Genomic DNA, 21193 nt, shown 5'->3' with positions numbered 1-21193 from the left:
GCGGGGACATATCTTCTGCGACCAAGCTGGGCGTCGACAAGACGATCCCAGGAGAGATGCGAATAAGGGAAGATCCGCATGGCAGCCACGGCGGCACTCCGCTCCGGCGACACGCGCGCGCAAACGGCTGCGGCTTTCCCGCCTCCGCCCGTGACGGCACGTCCGATCGACCGCGCCGCCTGGATCGCGGCCTTTCGCTTCGTCCGCAGCGAGACCGAGCGTCGGGCCGCGCCACTCTCGGCGGAGGATCAGCAGGTCCAGTCGATGGCCGATGCCAGCCCGACCAAGTGGCACCGCGCGCATGTGACGTGGTTCTTCGAGCAGTTCCTGCTGCGCGAGCACCTGCCCGGCTACGCCATCTACGACGAGCGCCTGCACTACCTGTTCAACTCGTATTACGTCGCGGCCGGCCCGCGGCAGCCGCGCATCCAGCGGGGCATGATCACCCGGCCGACGATGGACGAGGTGACGGCCTACCGGGCGCATATCGACCGGGCGGTGGAGTCGCTGCTCGGTCAGGCCTCGGAGAGTGCCCTGGAGGCTGTGCTGCCGATCCTGGAGATCGGGCTCTACCACGAGCAGCAGCATCAGGAACTCCTGCTCACCGACATTCTGCACGCCTTCGCGCAGAACCCCCTGGGGCCGGTCTACGACGCCGAATGGCGGTTCCCGGCTGCCTCCGGGCAGACAGGCCAGGCCAAGGTCGCTCGAGGCATCGCCTGGATCGGGCATGAGGGCGACGGCTTCTCGTTCGACAACGAGTCGCCCCGCCACGAGGCGCTGATCCTGCCCGGCCGGATCGACGAGGCGCTGGTCACCAACCGCGAATGGCTCGCCTTCATGGAAGCGGGGGGCTACGCCAAGCCTGAGCTGTGGCTCTCGGACGGCTGGTATGCCGGGCAGGCCGAGGGTTGGGAGGCGCCGGGCTACTGGCGCCGGGACGGCGACGGCTGGGCCACCATGACGCTCGGCGGCATGCGGCCGGTCGCGCTCGACGCGCCGGTCACCCACATCAGCTACTACGAGGCTGACGCCTATGCCCGCTGGGCCGGCCGCAGCCTGCCGACCGAGTTCGAATGGGAGGTCGCGGCCCGCGACGGCGCGCTTCCGGACGCCTTCGGCCTCGTCTGGCAATGGACCCGCAGCGCCTACGCGGCGTATCCCGGCTACCGCCCGTTGCCGGGGGCCCTCGGCGAATACAACGGCAAGTTCATGGTCAATCAGTTCGTGCTGCGCGGCTCGTCCGTCGCCACGCCCGAAGGCCATGCAAGGCTGCCGTACCGCAACTTCTTCTATCCGCACCAGCGCTGGCAGTTTACCGGCCTGCGCCTCGCCGACGCCGCCTGACGCGCCCCGGAGCTTCCCTTGACCGTCAAGCCCAGCTTTTCCGACGCGACCCCGGTCGCCCTGGACACCCCTGAACTTGCCTTTCTCGCCGACGTGCGGGACGGCCTGTCAAAGAAGCAAAAAGCGCTCTCGCCGAAATACTTCTATGATTCCGCCGGCTCCGACCTGTTCGAGGCGATCACGCGGTTGCCGGAATATTACCCGACCCGCACGGAGGTCGGTATCCTCGACAGCAGCGGGCCGGAGATGGCCGCGTTGCTGCCGGCCCGGGCGGCGCTGGTCGAATTCGGCAGCGGCTCGACCATTAAGCTGCGCCGCCTCCTGCGCCACCTCGACAAGCTCGCCGCCTACGTGCCGGTGGACGTGTCGGGCGAGTTCCTGCGCGCGCAGGCGGAGGTCCTGAGCGGCGACTTCCCGCATCTGCGGGTTGAGCCCGTGGTCGCGGATTTCACCCGCGATTTCGACCTGCCCGAGAGCCTGCGCGACATGCCCCGGGCCGGTTTCTTCCCGGGCTCGACCATCGGCAATTTCGAGCCGAGCGAGGCCGAGGATCTGCTGCGGCGGTTCGGGCGGATCCTGGGGCAGGGCGCGCACATGATCGTGGGCGTCGACCTCGTGAAGGACGCCGCGATCCTCGAGCGGGCCTATGACGACGCCGCTGGCGTCACCGCAGCGTTCAACCTCAACCTCCTGACCCGGATCAACCGGGAACTCGCCGGTCGTTTCGACCTCGGCGCCTTCTCCCATCGAGCCGTGTTCAACCCGCAAGCCTCCCGGATTGAGATGCATCTTGTCTCGGCGGGCGCGCAGGACGTCGGCATCGGCTCCGATACGGTCGCTTTCGCGGACGGCGAGACGATCCATACCGAGAGCAGCTACAAGTATACGGTCGAGACCTTCCGGGCCCTTGTGGAACGGGCCGGCTGGACCTGGATCCAGGTCTGGACCGATCCGGAGGGGCTGTTCTCGGTCCACGCGCTGCGGCAGGACTGAGATCGGCGCCGCCAACCGGCGCGTGGGGTGAGGGCGCCCGGATGCGTTTCGGCCCACGCTGGTTCTATCTCGTGGCGCCGGGGCTCGGTGCCCTGGCCGGCCTCCTCTACGGATCGATCTTCGCGGTCGGTCCGCTGCTTGGCTCGGCGATCCGCGGCGCGATCATCGGCACGCCGATCCTGCTCTACGAGCGCCGGCTGCTATGGCCGCATATGCGCGAGCGGGTGCGGCAGATGGCGACGCCGCTGTTCCTGCTCGCCACGGTGGCGCTCTACATCCTGATGATCGTGGTCGGCAACGCCGCCGCCAGCACGGTGCTGAACCGCCTGTTCCGCTTCATGTACAGCGAACGGAACGCGATGCTGATGTCGCAATCCGGCCTGCTCTACGCCCTCGGCATCTCGGCGCTCACCGTGTTCGTGTTCCGGGTGCGGGACCTGATTGGCCCGGGCGTCTTCGCCAACCTGCTGATCGGCCGCTACCACCGGCCGATCAGCGAGGAACGGATCTTCCTGTTCCTCGACGTCACCGGGTCCACCCGCTTCGCCGACCGACACGGCGACCGTGCGGCCCAGGCCTATCTCGGGCAGGTGTTCAACGCCCTGGCAGTGCCGGTCGCGCGCTCGCGGGGCGCGATCGACGATTATATCGGCGACATGGCGCTCGTCACCTGGACGATCGAGCGGGGCACCCGGGACGCCGCCTGCCTGCGCTGCGTCTTCGACTTCGCCGCCCGGCTGACCGAGGAATCCGCGGCCTGGACGCAGCGTTTCGGGCAAGTCCCTCAGTTTCGCGCGGCCCTGCATTGCGGCTCCGTGGTCACGGCCGAAGTCGGGTTGGAACGCCACAAGATCGCGTATTTCGGCGACGTCGTGAACACCACCGCCCGGCTGGAGAGCCTGTCTAAGAGCCTCGGCGTCCACGTCCTCGTGTCGGCCGACCTGCTGAACCGGATCGGCCCCTTGCCGCACGACTTGGTTGCCGAGGATCTTGGCGCCCATGCCCTGCGGGGCCGGGACGCGCCGCTCGCCGTGGCGGCCATCCGGCAGCGCCATCAGCCGCCGCCCGTGCAAAGGGGCGCTCGTTGATCGGGCGTTCGTGAGGCGCTGTTAGGCGCCCAACACCTTCAAGACGTCCCGGGCGGCGCGCTCGCCGTCCAGGGTCGCACCGCCCACCGTCATGGCGCCGCCGCCGGCCAACGCTTCCCCGGCGAAGAAGACGCGCCCTCCGACCGGCTCACGCAGGCGATCGCGCGCCTCCGCATGCCCTGGATTGACGATGGAATACGAGCCTTGGGCATACGGGTCGGTCCACCAGCCGGCGAGCCGCCCCGCCTGGACCGCGCCCGGCGCCTTCGAGCCCAGGATCACGCCGAGTCGCTCGGTGGCCAGCGCGACCGCGGCGGGCTCGCCCGCGCGGCACAGGTCCCGGGCAAGGTCACCGCCCAAATTCGCCACCGCCATGGGACGGCCGAACGGGCCCATCTCGAAATAGATAGTCGCCCCCCCGGTGATCACCGACACTGCGTCGCCCAGGGCCGCCGGATCGACCTTGGCCGGGTCGAGGCGCAGCGCAATCTTGGTGTAGGCACCCATGTGAAGCCCACCCAGCGCCGTCTCCACGGGCTCGGGCAGTCGCGGCGTGAACCGGATCGCACCGGATTTCAGCACGCCGATGGGCACCGTGACGATGGCGGCCGCCGCCCCGAGGACGCCAGCACCGGTGTCGATCCGGACGGTCTTCTCGGACCAGTCGATCGCCCGCACCGGACAACCGAGGCGCACCGGCAAATCGGAACCATGCCGCGCCACGAGGGCCCCGTAGCCGTCGACCCAGAGGTCGGTGCCGGACCACAGCCGATCGTAATCGACCGCTGAGACCCGTTCGGGATCCTCGCCCAGGGAGAGGCGGCTCAATCCGGCCGCCGCCCGTTCGGCATTCGGGCCGCCGGCGCGGGCGGCCTCGGCGAGCGATGAGTCGCCACCCTTCGGCGCCAGCAGCGCATCGAGCCCGGAGAAGCCTGCGCGACGGCTGGCATTCTCGGCCTCGGTCGCCGGGCGGCCGTCGATCGTGAGCGTGCGCGCCCAGCTACCGTCCTCGGCGAAGCGCACGCCCGCCGCACGGGCGATCGGTGCCCAGGGGTTGCGCTCGGCCCAGTGGATGTACTCGGCCCCGGCATCGAACCGGCAATCCGGACCGAGGGCTTGATCGGTGAACGCGCGGCCGCCGATCCGCTCCCGGGCCTCGAGCAGCACGACTTCTTGCCTGGCGGCCCGCAGGACCGACGCCGCTGCCAATCCGGCCGCTCCGGCGCCGATCACGACCACGGTCCCGCCCCGCGCGGCCGCGTGCAAGGCGGGGGCCGCCAGCAGGGCGGAAGCCAGTATCGTGCGTCGGGTCGGACTCATGGCGTACCCGCTCGGATCTCTGGTCGACCGGCGGACGTGCCGTAGAGGCCGGATGAAACGCCCGCGGCGATCCGGGATCCGAAAGGCGCGCGTGCTAGCCGCGCGCGCCCTGCGTACCGGAGCGTTTCTCCATCATGGTCTTGACCTGCATCAGCTGGTCCCAGACCTGGCCCGGCGAGGTCCCGAAGAAGTCGAAACCGGCATTCACCCCGAGATAGATCCCCACGCAGATCAAAGGCACCAGCACCCAGGCCAGAACCTCCTCACCGCGCCGACGCCGTTGGCGGCGCCTGCGGCGCTCCTCGCGTCGGGTCAGCTTCTGGGCAGGCGCAGGATGCGTGACGGGGGATAAAGGCCCCTCGTGCAGATCTTCTGTCATCAGGCGCCTCCTCGCCGCGGCGCGTTCACGTCGCGGCGGTCATAGACCGGCTTGGCTATGTCCGGAAGCCTGCCGACCGGGATGCGTGCCCTTATGCGCGCACCAGTGGCACCTTCGGCACGGTGCGGACACCGCCCGAACCGCCACTGCCCCCGCCACCCTTGTCATCCTTCGGGGTCTTCTTGCGCGTGGCCGCCCGGGGCTTGGCCCGCTTGTGCCGCTTGGCGGCGTTGGTGACATCCGCCTCGGGCTTGGGCGTGACCGGACCGGCCGGGAACTCGAAGCCCAAACTGTCCTTGGCGCCGGCCTTGGCTTCCTCATCCTCGGGCTTGCGCACGATCACCTTGACCGCGCCGCCATCCTTGAGCTTCCCGAACAGGACCTCATCGGCCAACGGCGTCTTGATGGTCGCCTGGATCAGCCGGGCCATCGGGCGGGCGCCCATCGCGTCGTCGTAGCCGTGCTCGACCAGCCACTCCCGGGCCTCGTCCGAAAGCTCGATGGTGACGTTGCGGTCGGCGAGCTGCGCTTCGAGCTGGAGGACGAACTTGTCCACCACCTTCGCCACCACCTCCTTCGGCAGGTGGCCGAACGAGATGATCGCGTCGAGACGGTTGCGGAATTCCGGCGCGAACAGCTTGTTGATCGCCTCGACGTCGTCACCGGTGCGCTTCGTCTGGGTGAAGCCGTAGGCCGACTTCGCCAGGTCCGAGGCACCCGCGTTGGTCGTCATGATGATGATGACGTTGCGAAAATCCACCTGCTTGCCGTTGTGGTCGGTCAGCTTGCCGTGGTCCATCACCTGCAACAGGATGTTGAACAGGTCCGGGTGGGCCTTCTCGATCTCGTCCAGCAGCAGCACGCAATGCGGGTGCTGATCGATCCCGTCGGTGAGCAGGCCGCCCTGGTCGAAGCCGACATAGCCGGGGGGCGCGCCGATCAGGCGGCTGACCGTATGGCGCTCCATGTATTCCGACATGTCGAAGCGCAGCATCTCGACGCCCAGCGACGCGGCGAGCTGCTTGGCGGCCTCGGTCTTGCCGACGCCGGTCGGTCCCGCGAACAGGTAGGAGCCGATCGGCTTGTCCGGATCGCGCAGGCCGGCGCGCGCCAGCTTGATCGCCGAGGTCAGCGCCTCGATGGCGCTCGGCTGGCCGTAGACCACCCGCTTCAGGTTCTCGGTGAGGTGCTGGAGCACCACCGCATCGTCCTTCGAGACGGTCTTCGGCGGGATGCGGGCCATCGTGGCGATGGTCGCCTCGATCTCCTTGATGCCGATGGTCCGCTTGCGGCGCGCCTCCGGCACCAGCATCTGCGAAGCGCCTGTCTCGTCGATCACGTCGATCGCCTTGTCGGGCAGCTTGCGGTCGTTGATGTAGCGGGCGGACAGCTCGACCGCGGCCTTCACGGCCTCGGTCGTGTACTTGAGCTTGTGGAACTCCTCGAAGTACGGGCGCAGGCCCTTCACGATCTCGATCGTGTCCGGGATCGACGGCTCGTTGACGTCGATCTTCTGGAAGCGCCGCACCAGGGCGCGGTCCTTCTCGAAGTACTGGCGGTACTCCTTGTAGGTGGTCGAGCCGATGCAGCGCAGCGTGCCGGAGGCCAGCGCCGGCTTGAGCAGGTTCGACGCGTCCATGGCGCCGCCCGAGGTCGCACCGGCGCCGATCACCGTGTGGATCTCGTCGATGAACATGATCGCGTTCGGGTGCGCCTCGATCTCCTTCATCACCTGCTTGAGACGCTCCTCGAAGTCGCCCCGGTAGCGGGTGCCGGCGAGCAGCGTGCCCATGTCGAGGGAGAACACGGTCGCGTCAGCCAGGACCTCCGGCACCTCGTGCTGGATGATCTTGCGAGCCAGCCCTTCCGCGATCGCGGTCTTGCCGACGCCGGGGTCGCCCACCAGCAGCGGGTTGTTCTTCTGGCGGCGGCAGAGCACCTGGATCGTGCGCTCGACCTCGGAATGGCGACCGATCAGCGGGTCGATCTTACCGTCCCGGGCCTTCTTGTTGAGGTTGACGCAATAGGCGTCGAGCGCGTCGCCCTTCTTCTTGGCGCCGCCGCGGGGATCGCCCTCGTCGCTCGGGCGCTCGGCAGCGCCTTCCTCTTCGGCGCCGCGCACGGGCTTCGCCTCGGACGCACCGGGGCGCTTGGCGATGCCGTGGCTGATGTAGTTCACCGCGTCGTAGCGGGTCATGTCCTGCTCTTGCAGGAAGTAGGCGGCGTGGCTCTCGCGCTCGGCGAAGATCGCCACCAGCACGTTGGCCCCCGTCACCTCCTCGCGCCCCGAGGACTGGACGTGGATCACCGCTCGCTGAATCACCCGCTGGAAGCCCGCCGTCGGCTTGGCGTCCTGGCGTCCGTCGCCGGTCAGGTTCGAAAGCTCGGTGTCGACGTAATCGACCAGGCTGCGCTTGAGCGTGTCGATCTCGACGTTGCAGGCGCGCATGACCGCCGCCGCGTCCTGGTCATCCACCAGGGCGAGCAGGAGATGCTCCAGCGTCGCGTATTCGTGCCGTCGCTCGCCGGCGAGCGCCAAGGCTCGATGGAGGGCTTGTTCTAGGCTGCGTGAGAAGCTTGGCAAAGCTGGCCTCTGTGTGGGTGCCTACCGCGAACGGCGCCTATTTCTTTTCCATAACGCACTGGAGAGGATGTTGGTGTTTGCGTGCGAAGTCCATGACCTGCGTCACCTTGGTCTCCGCCACCTCGTAGGTGAAGACCCCACACTCACCGACCCCGTTCTGATGCACGTGCATCATGATGTGGTAGGCGTCCTCGTGGCTCTTGTTGAAGAAGCGTTCGACGACCAGCACGACGAATTCCATCGGCGTATAGTCGTCGTTCAGAAGGAGTACCCGGTAGAGGCTCGGCTTCTTGGTCTTTGGCTTGGTGCGGGTGATGATCGCGGTGTTGGACCGGTCGTCGCCGCCCGGCGCGCGCGAACCGGAGGCCGTGATCGCGAGTCGCGCAGGCCGATGAAGCGTCGTCGATATCGCGGTGCCCTGCAGGGGGACCTGTGTCATGTGCGTCGAACCGATCCCTCGATTGGAGCGGGCGTCGCCGGCCCCCAATACCGATCCCGTCATGACCCTGCCGGGAGCGGCGTCTGGGTCAACGGACATTAATCTACAGACCGTGAGGCGACTTCGCCAGACGCCTGCGCGCACTTGTCCGCCCCGCAAAGCTTGCGCCAGGCGCATCGGCCTCGCGCCGCTCACGCCGGCGGGCGGAGGGCAAGGCGGTGGGCCCGCCGGACAGGAGGGGCTGCGGGACTCACGCATGTCACGACTCGGAGTGGGCGACGCTGGCGCCCCGTCGAGCCGCAGACAATCCGGCCCGCGAGATGGGGATTCCGTGAGCCGCCGGGCAGGCGGAGGATCGCTGCATGGCCGGCCTCCTCGGCACCGCCGGGCCGGCTTGGCGCGACCGACACGGACAGCGAAACCGGATGTCCCGGAAAGATTGTGCGCCGCCTCCACCCGCGTCAAGCGGCGCCCCGGCCGACAGGATTTCGAAGTCGCGGGGTTCGCATTAACGGGCCTGTAACTGCACCCGCCTAATTCTCAACCGATGCAGCGGGGCCACGCGATCGGCGCAGGCCTGCACCAGAGATACGACCGGCCATGCGCCGGTCCCGCGAGGCAATCAGGCGTGATGCGTAGCGTTGTAGGCCGCCCCCGGACGATCCCCGCGCTGCCGGCCGCCCTGGCGGCTGCCGCGGTCCTGACCGCCCTGGCGGCGCCGGCCGAGGCCCGGCGTGGGCGGCATCACCACCACGCGTCCGGCGGCGGCTACAACCCGCCCTACGCCGCCATGGTGGTGGACGTGAAGAGCGGAAAGACGCTGCACGCGGTCAACGAGGACGCCCTACGCCACCCGGCCTCGATCACCAAGGTCATGACGCTCTACATGCTGTTCGAGCAGATGGAGCGCGGCAAGTTCGCCCTCGATTCCGACCTGACCATCTCGGCCCACGCCGCCGCCCAGGCGCCGTCGAAGCTCGGCCTGCGCCCCGGCCAGACCATTACGGTCGAGGATGCGATCAAGGCGATCGTCACCAAGTCGGCCAACGACGTGGCCTGCGCGATCGGCGAGAACATCGCCGGTTCCGAGGAGCGCTTCGCCCAGATGATGACCGCCAAGGCGCACGCCCTCGGCATGAGCCGGACGCAATACGCCAACGCCTCGGGCCTGCCGGATCCCGACCAGCTCACCACCGCCCGGGACCTGACCGTCCTGGCCCGGGCCATTCAGGACCGGTTCCCGCACTACTACCGCTACTTCCAGACCCGGTCCTTCGCGTTCCGCGGCCGGGTGATCGGCAACCACAACCACCTGCTCGGCAACGTCCAAGGCGTGGACGGGATCAAGACCGGCTACACCCGCGATTCGGGCTTCAACCTGATGACGGCAGCGAAATCCGACGGCCGCCAGATCGTGGCGATCGTGCTCGGCGGCAAGTCGGGCGCCAGCCGCGACCGGATCATGGCCGACCTGGTCCGCTCCAGCCTGCCCCGGGCCTTCGCGGGCGCCCGCCAGGCCCCGCCGGTCACCGAGGTCGCCGAGCGCGCCCGGCCGGCGGTCGTGGCCGATGCCGTCTCACGCACCCGCACGCAGGTCGCCTCGGCCGACGACGAGGATGTCGAGACCACCGGCACCACCGGCGAGCCCCTGGACATCATGCCCTCCCGGACGACCACGACCCCGGGCGGCACCTGGAAGCCGGGCCCTCAGGGCGCTTCACAATCTCTGCCGAAGGCGGCCCAGGCCTATGCCGGCACCAGCAGCGCGCAGGCCCCGTTCCCGGGCGCCTCGAAGACCGCGGCCCGGATGGCGTCCACGGAGCGCGACGAGCCGCCGAAGGCGGTCACCGGAACCCGCGTCGTCCCCACCGCCTGGGTGATCCAGCTCGGCGCCATGGACGACGAGGCCAAGGCCCGCTCGATGCTGTCCGAGGCCCGCGCCAAGGCGGGCGGCAGCCTGTCGAAGGCGGCGCCCTACACGGTCAAGGTCGAGCATGGCGGGACCACGCTCTACCGCGCCCGCTTCTCGGGCTTCGCGGAGCAGGATTCGGCGCAGGATGCCTGCACGGCCCTGAAGCGCAGCGGCTTCAGCTGCTTCGCGACCCGCAGCTGAACCACCTCGACAATCAGCGTCGCGCCCACAAGGTGCGCCGGCACGGCGACGTCGCGGCTCAGTTTGCTCGCGGCTGCGAATCAGTAAGTATCTGACAACGCGCGTGGAGTTCAGCGATGTCGGTTCAAAAGCCTGTCTCGGGCCGCGTTAACCCGCGCCGCCCTCTCGGCACTTCCGCCCTGGTCGGGGTGGGTGAGCTTCATCAACGACCTGTGGGCCGTCCGGACCTGCTCAGCGGTCGCCCCGCGCTGAAGCCCCAGGATCTGGTACGCCTCCTCCTGCGTCATCGACCCTGGATACGTCGGGCGTCCCGGCCGCGGGTCTCGATCGCGCTCAGCGTCTACACGCCAGCCGGGCGCCCGGCGGTCGAGATACGGCTCTAGCAGCGCCGCGCCCTCGGGATCGGTCTGACGGCAGGCGGCAAGCAATTCCGCCACCTCCGCGACCGAGAGGGCGTCGAGCCAGGCCCCGGCGCGGGGCCCGGCGATCACCCGGCCCTCGCTGAAGCTGCCGTCCGGACGCAGGCGGATCTCGATCAGCGCCGTCCGGTGCCGGCGGCCGCGATCGACCCAGGGCTTGAGGATCGGGGTGAGGCGTGCCGTCATCGCGGCCTGCCCCTCGATCATCCAGATGCCGCCGAGGCCGAGCAGGGCCACCAGCACGAAGTTGCCGTGCAGCAGCAGGAATCCGGCCGCCCCGAGGGCGAGGACGCCGCCGATCTTCTCCGGACGGATCGCGCCCATCATCGCGGTCACGCTCTTGCCGAAGGCGCGGCCGAGCCGGCGGCCGAGGCCGTCGCCGTTCTTCGAGAGCCACCAGAGCGTGAGGCAGGCCAGAAGGGCCGCGAACAGCACCATCGCTCAGCGCCGCGCGCCGAATTCGGCGCCGGCGCGGCCGCCGATCTGCACCGTCGTGCCGTCGCCGAGATCGTAGAAGCCGCGCCGCGTCGGCATCGGCGTCGACGGCTGCCACGCGGCGCATCCGGGGCGCGGCGGCAGGCGCACGCCCTCGGGCAGGTCATCCGGGCAGAGGCGCGAACGCACCGGCTGCTCGGCCGCGGACGCGGCGCCGACGAGCAGGCAGAAAACAATCAGGGCGGGCAAGCTTTTCACCGGCGGTTCTCCGCGACATCGGCGGTGGTGATCCGAATCTGTCGGATCCGGCCGTCGCGCTCGACCTTCAGGGTTACGGGCGCGCCGAGGCCGGCCTCCTCGATCGCCGTCGTCAGATCGGCGAGGCGATGGACCGGCTGGTCGTTGGCGGCCACGATCACGTCGCCGATGTCGCCGGTCTGCGGATCGACCCCGCGCAGACCGGCCTGGGCCGCCGGGGAGCCGGGCAGGACCCGCAGCACCACGACGCCGTCGATCCCGAGCCGAGCGGCGGCGGCCTCCTGGGCGGCGATGATGCCGATGCCGGGGTTGCGCACCCGGCCGACCCGGATCAGCTCCGGGACGACGCGGTTGACCACATCCACGGGGATCGCGAAGCCGATCCCGGCGCTGGCGCCTGAGGGCGACACGATGGCGGTATTGACCCCGATCAGCCGCCCGGCGGAATCGAGCAGCGGGCCGCCGGAATTGCCGGGGTTGATCGCCGCATCGGTCTGGATGACGCCCGACAGTTCGCGCCCGGCGCTGGTCGGCATCCGTCGGCGCACGGCGCTGATCACGCCGGTGGTTAGGGTATGGTCGAGGCCGAACGGGTTGCCGATGGCGAAGGCCGATTGCCCGACCTTGAGATCCGCCGAGGATCCGATCGCCAGCGGCGGCGGCATCTTGGCCACACGCCCCAGCCGCAGGACGGCGAGGTCGTAGGACGGCGCCAGCCCGACCAAGGTCGCCGAGACCACCGCGCCGTCGCTCATCCGGACCGAGACCGAGCCGCCCGTTTGCGCAGCGTTCTGCACGACGTGCGTGTTGGTCACGATGTGGCCGGCGCCATCCCAGACGAAGCCGGTTCCGGTCTGCGTACCGCTCTGCTCCCCGCCCTCGTCGTCCGCGTCGAACAGGTCGCGTCCGTTGGCGGCGCTCTGCGCGAAGACGTGGACCACGGACGGGCTCGCCCGCTCGAACAGCGCGATCGTGGCCGTTTCGGACTGAGCCAGATCGCCGCGGGCGGCGACCACACGGGGCGCCTCGGCCGAGTAGAGAAGCGGCTGCACGTACGGTTGGGCGACGTAGAGCGCCAACAGGACCAGAACCGCGGCGAGCACGATGCGCACGGTACGGTCCGGCAAGACGCTGTCTCCAATCGGGGCCCATCGGCGGGCGAGGGCCTTAAGTGCGCGTTCAGGATCAGGGCGTCAACACAGACGGAGCGCGGTCGCCGACCAGCCCCTGACGTGTCCTGGCGCACGTCGGAAACTGGCGCGCACTGGCTAACGGAATGGTCATCAATCGAGCGCCACAATTCTCGCAAGTTCAGGGCGGATCAGATGTGACCGGTTTGGGCATGGAACACGGCAACGCACCTTATCCTACGTACTCGGACAATGTGCTGGTGCCTAGAATGCCCAAATTGATCGCAAAGCTGCCGCAGAGATGCTTGCATTGACGCTCAGCCTTTCAGTCCCCGCAGGAGGCCGGCTCGACCGGACTGCGGGAGTCTGAACGGTCCCAAACGGTTCGGAAGGACAAGTCGACATGGAAACCGAAGCTCTCGAACGCCCGGCCGATCTGACGATCTGGCGCACGGCCCCGGCGAGCACCCCGCTGGCCCAGCCCGAGCGGTACGGCACCCTGCGCGAGGCGATCGCCGCCGCCGCCGGTGCCCTGACCGATCCGGCCAAGCAGCCCTGGATCATCACCGAGGAGGGCGAGATCCTCTCCCCGAACTGGATCCGCACCTACCTGAACTGACACGACGATGCGGCTTTGCACCTCGAAGATCGCCGCGCGAACTTTCAGAGCGCGAAAATCTTCGGGTGCAAAGCCCCGTCATGCCGCGGCAAGCGCGGTCCATTTACGCCAAGCGCGTCCGGCCCGGTCTGCCGTTGACAGGACATGCGCCCGGCAACATCCTCCGCGTATCGCAGCGCGCGGCGTACGATTCGAATGTCGTCCTGAGACAGGACCTTCGGCGTAAGCCGCCTCCTAAAAATCGCGAGCCGCGTCCGTGACCGCCGTTGCGTTCGATACGCTGTGCTTCGTTCGCACCCTCCGCGACAAAGCGACGATGTCTTCGGAGCAAGCCGAAGTGTTGGCCGACGCCGTCGCCGAGGCGATCTAGAGCAATCTCGCGACCAAGTCGGATATCGAAGCTCTGCGGCTCGCCAACAAAGCGGACATCGAGGCCCTGCGCCTCACCAACAGGGCCGACGTCGCCGAGACGAAGGTTGAGATCCTCAAGTGGGTGCTACTGGGCGCAGTCGGGCTCCAGACGCTCGTGATCATCGGTGCGGTCATGGCCCTGACACCGGACCTGCGCTGACCGCACGCGCAATCTGCCACGCGCGATCACGCAGGGACGGCAGCCTTCGCTGAAGACCGGGGATATCGGGGATCGCAATCGGTGCCCCGCCGGCTCACTCGGCCGCGTCGGAGCGGCGGAATCCCTCGATCCCGACCTGCTCCGGGTTGATCGCGTGCAGCGCCCGGCGCGCTGCTTCCAGCGGATGCTCGGCCTCGATCCGCACCGACGTCAGGTCCGGGCTCTTGTAGACGGTGACGATGGTGTCCATCACCTCGGTCAGGGTCGTGCGCTTGTCCTCGGGGGCGGCGATCAGCAGCTGCAGCCCCCAGGCGCGGTAGAGATCGACCAGCGCCTGGCTGTTGCGCACGTCGAGCTTCGAGAACGCCTCGTCGAGGAGGCAGAGCCCCAGTCCCGGATTCTCGTCGCCGGGCCGGTCGCCCGGATAATAGGCGCTGGCGAGCGAGGCCGCGATTGCCACGTAGAACGGCGCCTGCGCCTCGCCGCCGGAGCCGCGCAGGGCCCGCGCTGACATGGTCGTGCGGTTGCCCGCCGCGTCCTTCATGCCGATCTCGTAGACGAAGTAGTTGCGGTAATCGGCGAGCCGCGCCGCATCCTCTTGGCCGGCGATCAGCGCGGTGATTTCTTCCAGCGCCGCCGCCATCGGCCCCTCGGTCTCGCCCGCCAGCAGCGCCTGCGCGGCCTCCGGCGAGCGGGCGGTCTCGGTGGCCAGCGCATGAACGGCGGCGTAGCGGCGGTCCACCGCCGCTTCGAACGCATAGGTCTGGCCGGTGAAGCTGCGCGCGGACAGCCGCTCGTTCAGAGCCGCGAGCCGGGCATGGACCCGCTCGAACCGGTCGGCCAGGCGCGTCAGCAGGTCCTCGGTCATGAGGCGGCGCATCTCGACCTCGGCCCGCTCGGCCTGGGCGCGGTAGCGGCGCAGCTCGTGGCCCTCCACGGCCTCGTATTCCTTGCGGACCCAGGCGTAGCCATCGATCGCCGGGGCGTCGCCGGCGTTCAGCGGATTCTCGACCCGCCAGGCCGAGCAGGCCTCGGTCAGCTCCCGCTCGGCGACGCGGCCGTGGGAGCGGGCCGCCTCGGCCGCCTCCCGGGCGAGCCCGCGCTCGGTGGCGGCCCGCGTGCCGGCGGCCTTGGCGTCGAGGCCCGCCAGCGCATGCCGCGCCTCGGCGATCACCGCGACGCTGAACGGCTCCGAGCGGGCGAGGCGCACCCGCGCCGCGTCGCCGCCCATGAGTTGCCGCAGGGCCGAACGCCTGGCCGAGAGCGCAGCCCGGGCCGCCTCACGGACGGTCCCGAGACGCGCCCGCAGCGCGGCCTCGTCGGCGAGCAGGCGGTCGAGCTTCGGCTCCAGCTCCTCCGACAATTCCCGCAGGTAACCCATCCGCTCGGTGGTCAGCGCGGCGATCTCGGCGGTGAGGCCCGCGTTGTCGCGCTTCTCGATGCCCTCGCGCTCGGTCTGGAGGGTACGTCGCCTTCCTTCCAGTCCGTCGAGTTCGGCCCGCAGGGCGTCGACATCGTCGAGGCCGCGACTGATCCGGGCGCGGATGGCCGCGGCGGTGCGGGCGGCCTCGCGCAGGACAGCGGCCTCGCCGCGCAGCCGGCGAGCCTCGGCGACCGCGGCCTCGTGCGACCGGCGGCTATCGACCGTGGGGCCGCGATGGCCGCGGGTCATGAGCAGGTCGACGCTGCGGGTGACCGAATAGGCCATGCCGGCGGTGGTCCGGCCGCTCGGAGCGACGGCGCGGGACAGGCGCGCCAGCTCGGCATCGTCCTTTGCCAAATCGTAGCCCCCGAGCCGCACCCCCAGGAATGCCTCCGCGTGCGGATCGCTGGTCTCGATCACGGTGAGCGGCCCGTCGTCGTAGCGGCGCGGGCGCTGCTTGGCGGTGTCGGTGGTCTTGACCAGGATGCAGCGGTGGAACCGGTCGCGGCCCGACTGGAGCACGCCCAAAGCCTCGCTCAGCCGGTCGGGGGAAACGACCAAAGCCTCGCGGGCGCGGCCGAGCAGCCCTTCGAGCGCCGGTCCCCAGTGGGGATCGACGATCTCGGCCAGTTCGCAGATCGGCAGGGCCTCGATTCCACGCCGCTCCAGCTCGCCGCGGAACGCCACCGTGTCGGAGGACAGGCGCGCCGCCGGTCCGGCGCCCGTGCGGGGCGCGGTGCGCTCGGCCTCGCTCTCCTGGGCGCGGGCCTTCAGCGCCGCGTCCTCGGCCGCCCGCTCCAAAGCCTCGTCGAATTCGGGCAGGCGCGCCAGCCCGTCGATCAGTTCGGCCAGGGGGCCGTCCGGCCGCAGGATCTCCTCGGGCGAGGATTCCCGGCGCAGGCCGGCCCGGGCGCACGATTCGGCGAGCCGCGCCGCCGGCGGGCAGGCCTGGCGCAGGATCGGGGCGACCGGCTGCAGCTTGCCCATCTGGCCGACGACGCCGACGAGGTCGGAAATCCGCGCCACCAGCTCCTTCCGGTCCCGCTCCAGCATCGACAGGCCCAGCGTCGAGGCCGCCAGTCGCCCTTCCGCGGCGCTGCCGGCGAGCAGGGCCTTCTTCTCGGCGATCTCGCCGTCGATCTCGCGGACATGCCCGCGGCTCGCGGCGACTCGCTCCCGGGCGATCCGCAGGATGTCGGCGCCCTCGTTCAGGCGCAGCCGGACCGCGGTGAGGTCGAGGCTGCGGCGGCGCAACTCGGCGCAGGCCGCCCGGAATTCATGGTTGGCGGCGGCGAGCACCGCCTCGCTCCAGGCGTCGTAGCGGTCGCGCAGGCGGCGCAGGCGGGCGAGGCGGCTCTCCAGCTCGCCGATGGTCTCCAGCAGCCGGCGCCAATTGGCGATGGAGAGCCGCACCCGCTCGACATCGAGCGGCTCCGGGTCGAGCACGAAGGCGCGCACGAAGGCGCTGGTGTCGAAGATCGGCTTGAACGCCACCGCGTTGGCGAAGCTGCGCAGGAAGTGCCGGGGCTCGGGCGAGGGCGCGCCCTCCCGCAGGGTCGCCAGGATGTCGGCGGTGAAGCGCTCGCCGGAGGTCCGGTACTCGGTGAAGCTCGCCGCCCGGGCGCGCAGATCCGCCGCGATCTCACTCCACGGCGCCGTGAAGCTGCCCCCCGGGGCGGTGCGGGCGTAATCGGCGATCTCGAACCGGTGCCCCACCGCGATGAAGCGCGACAGCACGGTCTCGCGCGGCTCCACGGCCCGGGCGGCGAGCGCCAGCCCGACCGTGACGGTGCGGCCCGAGGCCGGGTTCTCGAACACCAGGGCCAGCACGGTCTCGCAGGATTCCCGCGTCGGCCTTCCGCCCTCCGCCGGGTCGCTGATCCAGCCGAGGCAATAGTCGCGCACCGTGCGGGCACTGCGGCCCGAGGCCGAGGCGTTGAGCGCCAGGCGGCTGGCATTGTTGCCGGCGAGCACCGTGCCGACCGCGTCGAAGATCGTGGACTTGCCGGCCCCCGTCGGCCCGACCAGGGCGGCGGCGCCCCGCAGGCGGATCTGCTCCCGCCGGATCAGGTACCAGTTGGAGATGGCGATATCGGTGAGGACGTACACGATGTCGGAAGGCCGGGCCGCTGCAGGGAAACGCGGGGCCCAGTTGGCCGGGTTCGGCCGCGCATGCAAGCTTCAGCCTTCATGACGCCGGGTTGTCACCGCGGCCGAGATTCGCGACTTGTCAGACAATTCGACATCTGTATCGTCCCCGCCCGGGGGGATTGATAAAAACCATGCGCGCCAGCCTGAAGCTCAAATTGAGCGGCCTATTCGCTCTGCTCCTCCTGTCGGCGGCGCTCCAGGGGGGATTCGCGATCCATAAGATGATCGCCCTCGACCGGCAGCTCGAAGCGCTGCTCGACCACGCGGTCCTGTCGATGAACGAGGCGCAGGCGATCGAGGCCCTGGTGATCCGCACGCGCCTCGCGCAGGTCCGGTTCGTCACCGCAACAGCCGAGACCGAGCGGCAGCTCACCGTCAAGGAGGTCGACGAGCTGACCCGGGAGCGCAACGCCAAGGTCGACGTTTATCGGGCGCTGATCGCCTCGCTCGACGAGAAGGCGCGATTCGACGACCTGCTCGCCAAGCTCAAGATCCAGCACTACGACTGGGAGCGCCTGCGCGGCTTCACCCTCGCGCAGCGCGACCCGGCGATGTCATATTTCCGCGGGACGATGAACGGCCATTACGTCGCCGCCGCCGGGGCCGCGCACGCGCTTGCCGAGATGAACATCAAGGCCGGCGACGAGGCCGGCCGGAGCGCCCGCCGGAGCCAGGCGGAGGCGGTCCGCTCGACCGTGATCATGCTGGTTGTCACCCTGCTGATCGCGCTGGGCGCGACGCTGTACAGCTTCATCGGCGTGTCGCGGCCGATCACCGTCATGACCCGGGCCATGCGCCGGCTGGCCGACGGCGACACGCAGGCGGGGATTCCCTACGCGGCCCGGCGGGACGAGATCGGCGCCATGTCGGCCACCGTCGCGGTGTTCAGGCAGAACCTGCTGCACGCCCGCAGCCTCGAGGCCGAGGCGGCCCGGGCCCGTTCCGACTCCGAGACCCAGCGCCGGGCGGCGACGCGCACGCTCGCCGACCGGTTCGAGGGCGCCGTCGGCGGCATCGTCGGCTCGGTGACGGCGGCGGCGACTCGGCTGCAGGCCACCGCCCAGAGCCTGAGCGCGACCGCGACCCAGACCGCCGGGCAGTTGACCAGCGCGGCAGCTGCGGCCGAGCAGGCCTCCACCAATGTGACCACGGTGGCGGTGGCGGCCGAGCAGCTGGGCTCCACGGTCGACGAGATCGGGCGCCAGGTCGGGTCCTCGGCGGATCTGGCGCGGACCGCCGTCAACGAGGCGGCCGTGACCGCGCAGCTGGTCCAAGCGCTGAGCGCCGAGGCGAGCCGGGTCGGGGAGGTCGTCGCCCTGATCTCGTCGATCGCCAACCAGACCAACCTGCTGGCCCTGAACGCCACCATCGAGGCGGCGCGGGCCGGGGAGGCGGGGCGCGGCTTCGCGGTGGTCGCCACTGAGGTCAAGGCGCTCGCCGCCCAGACCGCCCGGGCCACCGCCGAGATCGCGGCGCAGATCGGCGAGATCCAGGGCTCCACCGGCGAGGCGGTGCGGGCGATCGACGGCATCGCGGCCCGCATCCGCGAGATCAGCGGCATGGCGACCGCGATCGCCGCCGCGGTGGAGGAGCAGGGCGCGGCGACCCAGGAGATCGTCCGCAACGTCACCCAGGCCGCCACCGGCACCGAGGCGGTGACCGCCAACGTCACCGGGGTCGCCGGCGCCGCCGAGGCCACCGGGAACGCGGCCGGGCAGGTGCTGGATTCGGCCTCCGAGATGGCCCGGCAGGCGGCCCAGCTCGGCAAGGAGGTGGAGCGTTTTCTCGCAACGGTGCGGGCGGCCTGAGGCATCACGCCGTCATTGCGAGCGCAGCAAAGCAACCCAGGGCGGCGCGCGTTTCCAGGATGTTGCGCTTCTCTGGGTTGCTTCGCTGCGCTCGCGATGCCGGTGCGCTCTCAGAGCTCCCCGGCTTCCGACCACGCCCGCAGGCGCTCCAGCCAGGCGTCGGAGGCGAGCACCGCTAGGCCGGGCAGCAACGACAGCGGCGTGACCCGCTCGACCCGGTCTCGCTCGCCCATCCTGAGGCCGCCGCGGCGGGCGTAGAGGCGCAGGATGTCGGCGAGGCGGCCCTCCTCGGGGGGATCGTTGCGCGCCACAGCGCGGATCTTTTCCACGATCTCGTCGGTGGTGCACTCGACGATTCCGTCCGTGCCGGCGCGGTTGTCGCGCAGGCCCTCCTCGTAGAGCAGCCGCAGCGCCAGCAGCACCAGGGTCTCGTCCTTGCGCAGGCGCTCGGAGGCGATGTCGTGCCGGGGCGCGTCGGCGGCCGGGCTCAGCGACACCATCTGGTCGCGATGCGCGACCGTGAGGGCGTAGCCGAGACAGGCGAAGTAGTCGGTGAAGAACGGCGCGTAGTGCCGGGCGAGCTCGTAGGAACGGCCGATGCCCGGCGTGTCGGCGTAGATCACCTGTCCCTTGAGCATCACCTGGAGGGCGCGGCACAACTCCTCGGCGTCGGGGGCACGGGCGCCCGGAGGCGGCGGCTCGTCGCCGTCGATGATCGCGCGAAATCCCTCAAGCACCGGCCCGACGCTCCACCACGAAATCCGGGCAGTCCAGCCAACCATTGGCGAGCCGCTCGGGCAGCCGGACCACAGCGTAGCGGTCGCGCAGCCGCGCATCGAACAGCACGTCGATCTCGCGCAGGCGCTGGAACACCACGAAATCGTCCACGCCCGCGATCGTGAACTGCGAGCCGCGCAGCGACACGGCCTTGCCGAGCCGCGCCTCGACGAAGGCCGTCATGGTCTCCGGCGTCACGGTGGTGCGGCGGCGGAACTCGGCCTTGGCGGCCGCGAAGGCATCGACCGCGGGGTCGTCATCGACATCCGGCAGCGGCTCGACATCGATGGCGCTGCGCCGGGCGCGGGGCGTCTGCAGGTGAGCCTGGCCGATCGGCGGCCGCAGCAGCGACACCACCGGGGGCACGTCGGGGGCGACCTCGGCGGCGCCGACGGCGCGCAACATCGCGGCGGTCCGCTCGATTCCCGTCGGGTCCGGCCGGTCCATGGCGTGGAGCGCGGCGCCGATCCGCCGCTCCAACCGCGCCACCACGGCGTCGACCGCGTCGAGATGGTTGTCGAGCCCCTCGAACACAGAGAGGATCTGGGCGAGATCCGCCCGGACCGCCCGCTGGGCGGTGTCGAGATCGGGGCTGCGGCCCTCGCGGATCAGGCCCTCGGCCAGCGCCCGCACGGTAAGGGCGTCGCGCAGGGCCCGTCCGGCCTCGCGGACCACGCTGGCCCGGAACCGGAACGGGTTGAAGCGGGTGTGCAGCGTCCGGTAGTCGCTGATCAGGTGGCGCTCGACGAAATCCTCGAAGAACAGCCGGAAGGTCTTGGCCCGGTCGGGCTCGCGCAGGATCCGCTCCTCGACCTTGCGCATGCCGGCGGCGAGCCCGCGGACATGGGCCAGGAACGCGGCGGACGCCCGGGCGGCGTTGGACAGGGCCTCGGAGCGGCTGCCCGGATCGGAGACGGCGCTCTCCAGGCCGCCCAGAACCTCCAGCACCGCGCCGCCATAGGAGCGGGTCTCGCCGCGCTCCAGCCGCGACAGCTCCTCGAGGAGCAGGCGCGCCTCGGGGTCGAACTCGACCACCGGCACGTAGCGCTCCCGGCGCTCGATCAGCCAGCCGGTCTCCAGGAGCCGGCGGTAGAGGGCGTTGCGGCGCTCGGCCGGATCAGCGGAGATCGGCTCGTCGCCCAAAATCTCCGGATCGCTCCAGCCGGCGGCGAAATCGCCGATCTCGGCCAGCAACTCGGCCTTGCGCACCGGCTCCGCCCCGAGGACGCGCCGGTGCAGGTGCAGCAGCAGGGCCGCGTTGAAGCCCCGGCTTGGCGAGGCCAGGGGCTTGAACAGCTCGTCGGGCAGCTGCGCGAACAGCATTTTCTTGAGACTCTCG

16 protein-coding genes are annotated in these 21193 nt (G+C 70.2%); 6 read left to right on the top strand and 10 right to left on the bottom strand.

What is annotated here, in order from left to right; genetic code table 11:
• The first annotated feature begins 78 nt into the window (after window positions 1-78).
• From egtB to MKK65_RS25290, 3 genes are read left to right on the top strand one after another with little or no spacing between them, the layout of a single operon-like run.
• Window positions 79-1347, top strand: a complete 1269-nt coding sequence (egtB, locus tag MKK65_RS25300) for an ergothioneine biosynthesis protein EgtB (RefSeq protein ID WP_243960764.1) — start codon at window positions 79-81, stop codon at window positions 1345-1347.
• An 18-nt stretch (window positions 1348-1365) separates the two neighbouring features.
• Complete coding sequence (egtD, locus tag MKK65_RS25295; RefSeq protein WP_243960763.1) at window positions 1366-2340, top strand: L-histidine N(alpha)-methyltransferase; 975 nt, start codon at window positions 1366-1368, stop codon at window positions 2338-2340.
• A 41-nt stretch (window positions 2341-2381) separates the two neighbouring features.
• Window positions 2382-3428: an adenylate/guanylate cyclase domain-containing protein gene (locus tag MKK65_RS25290; RefSeq protein ID WP_243960762.1), complete on the top strand. Its 1047-nt coding sequence runs from the start codon at window positions 2382-2384 to the stop codon at window positions 3426-3428.
• A gap of 21 nt (window positions 3429-3449) precedes the next feature.
• On the opposite strand, the gene MKK65_RS25285 is transcribed toward MKK65_RS25290, so the two are convergent.
• From MKK65_RS25285 to clpS, 4 genes are all read right to left on the bottom strand, one after another.
• Window positions 3450-4748 (bottom strand): flavin monoamine oxidase family protein, encoded by a 1299-nt coding sequence (locus MKK65_RS25285; RefSeq protein ID WP_243960761.1) that lies wholly within the window; start codon window positions 4746-4748, stop codon window positions 3450-3452.
• A 94-nt stretch (window positions 4749-4842) separates the two neighbouring features.
• Window positions 4843-5127 carry a hypothetical protein gene (locus tag MKK65_RS25280; RefSeq protein WP_007566909.1) on the bottom strand — a complete coding sequence of 95 codons (285 nt, stop codon included), beginning with the start codon at window positions 5125-5127 and terminating at the stop codon, window positions 4843-4845.
• A 91-nt stretch (window positions 5128-5218) separates the two neighbouring features.
• Window positions 5219-7711, bottom strand: a complete 2493-nt coding sequence (clpA, locus tag MKK65_RS25275) for an ATP-dependent Clp protease ATP-binding subunit ClpA (protein ID WP_243960760.1) — start codon at window positions 7709-7711, stop codon at window positions 5219-5221.
• A gap of 37 nt (window positions 7712-7748) precedes the next feature.
• Window positions 7749-8150, bottom strand: coding sequence for an ATP-dependent Clp protease adapter ClpS (gene clpS, locus MKK65_RS25270; RefSeq protein ID WP_208612073.1), 402 nt, complete (start codon window positions 8148-8150; stop codon window positions 7749-7751).
• A gap of 631 nt (window positions 8151-8781) precedes the next feature.
• On the opposite strand from clpS, the gene MKK65_RS25265 reads away from it, so the two are divergent.
• Entirely contained in the window at window positions 8782-10263 is a 1482-nt protein-coding gene (locus MKK65_RS25265) for a D-alanyl-D-alanine carboxypeptidase (protein WP_243960759.1), read from the top strand.
• Window positions 10264-10373: 110 nt separating this feature from the next.
• On the opposite strand, the gene MKK65_RS25260 is transcribed toward MKK65_RS25265, so the two are convergent.
• The 3 genes from MKK65_RS25260 to MKK65_RS25250 are packed head-to-tail and all read right to left on the bottom strand — an operon-like array spanning window position 10374 to window position 12502.
• Entirely contained in the window at window positions 10374-11120 is a 747-nt protein-coding gene (locus tag MKK65_RS25260) for a J domain-containing protein (RefSeq protein WP_243960758.1), read from the bottom strand.
• A gap of 3 nt (window positions 11121-11123) precedes the next feature.
• On the bottom strand, window positions 11124-11375 hold the full coding sequence (locus tag MKK65_RS25255) for a hypothetical protein (RefSeq protein ID WP_243960757.1): 252 nt from the start codon (window positions 11373-11375) through the stop codon (window positions 11124-11126).
• Window positions 11372-12502 carry a S1C family serine protease gene (locus MKK65_RS25250; protein ID WP_243960756.1) on the bottom strand — a complete coding sequence of 377 codons (1131 nt, stop codon included), beginning with the start codon at window positions 12500-12502 and terminating at the stop codon, window positions 11372-11374. Before MKK65_RS25250 ends, MKK65_RS25255 begins: the two co-directional genes overlap by 4 nt.
• A gap of 406 nt (window positions 12503-12908) precedes the next feature.
• Between MKK65_RS25250 and MKK65_RS25245 the strand changes: the two genes are divergently transcribed.
• Window positions 12909-13124 (top strand): hypothetical protein, encoded by a 216-nt coding sequence (locus MKK65_RS25245; RefSeq protein ID WP_007569315.1) that lies wholly within the window; start codon window positions 12909-12911, stop codon window positions 13122-13124.
• A gap of 665 nt (window positions 13125-13789) precedes the next feature.
• Here MKK65_RS25245 and MKK65_RS25235 read toward each other — a convergent pair.
• On the bottom strand, window positions 13790-17227 hold the full coding sequence (locus tag MKK65_RS25235; protein ID WP_243960755.1) for an SbcC/MukB-like Walker B domain-containing protein: 3438 nt from the start codon (window positions 17225-17227) through the stop codon (window positions 13790-13792).
• 173 nt (window positions 17228-17400) lie between these two features.
• On the opposite strand from MKK65_RS25235, the gene MKK65_RS25230 reads away from it, so the two are divergent.
• Window positions 17401-19077 (top strand): methyl-accepting chemotaxis protein, encoded by a 1677-nt coding sequence (locus MKK65_RS25230; RefSeq protein WP_243960754.1) that lies wholly within the window; start codon window positions 17401-17403, stop codon window positions 19075-19077.
• 110 nt (window positions 19078-19187) lie between these two features.
• Here the strand turns inward: MKK65_RS25230 and MKK65_RS25225 are convergent, their stop codons facing one another.
• Window positions 19188-19814, bottom strand: coding sequence for a DUF4194 domain-containing protein (locus tag MKK65_RS25225; RefSeq protein ID WP_058194654.1), 627 nt, complete (start codon window positions 19812-19814; stop codon window positions 19188-19190).
• Window positions 19807-21177, bottom strand: a complete 1371-nt coding sequence (locus tag MKK65_RS25220) for a Wadjet anti-phage system protein JetA family protein (protein ID WP_243960753.1) — start codon at window positions 21175-21177, stop codon at window positions 19807-19809. Before MKK65_RS25220 ends, MKK65_RS25225 begins: the two co-directional genes overlap by 8 nt.
• Between the last annotated feature and the right edge of the window lie 16 nt (window positions 21178-21193).

Source organism: Methylobacterium sp. J-001 (assembly GCF_022829565.1).
Taxonomy (GTDB): Bacteria; Pseudomonadota; Alphaproteobacteria; order Rhizobiales; family Beijerinckiaceae; genus Methylobacterium.
Note: the sequence above shows the minus strand (reverse complement) of the source record. Positions and strands in the feature narration are given on the sequence as shown.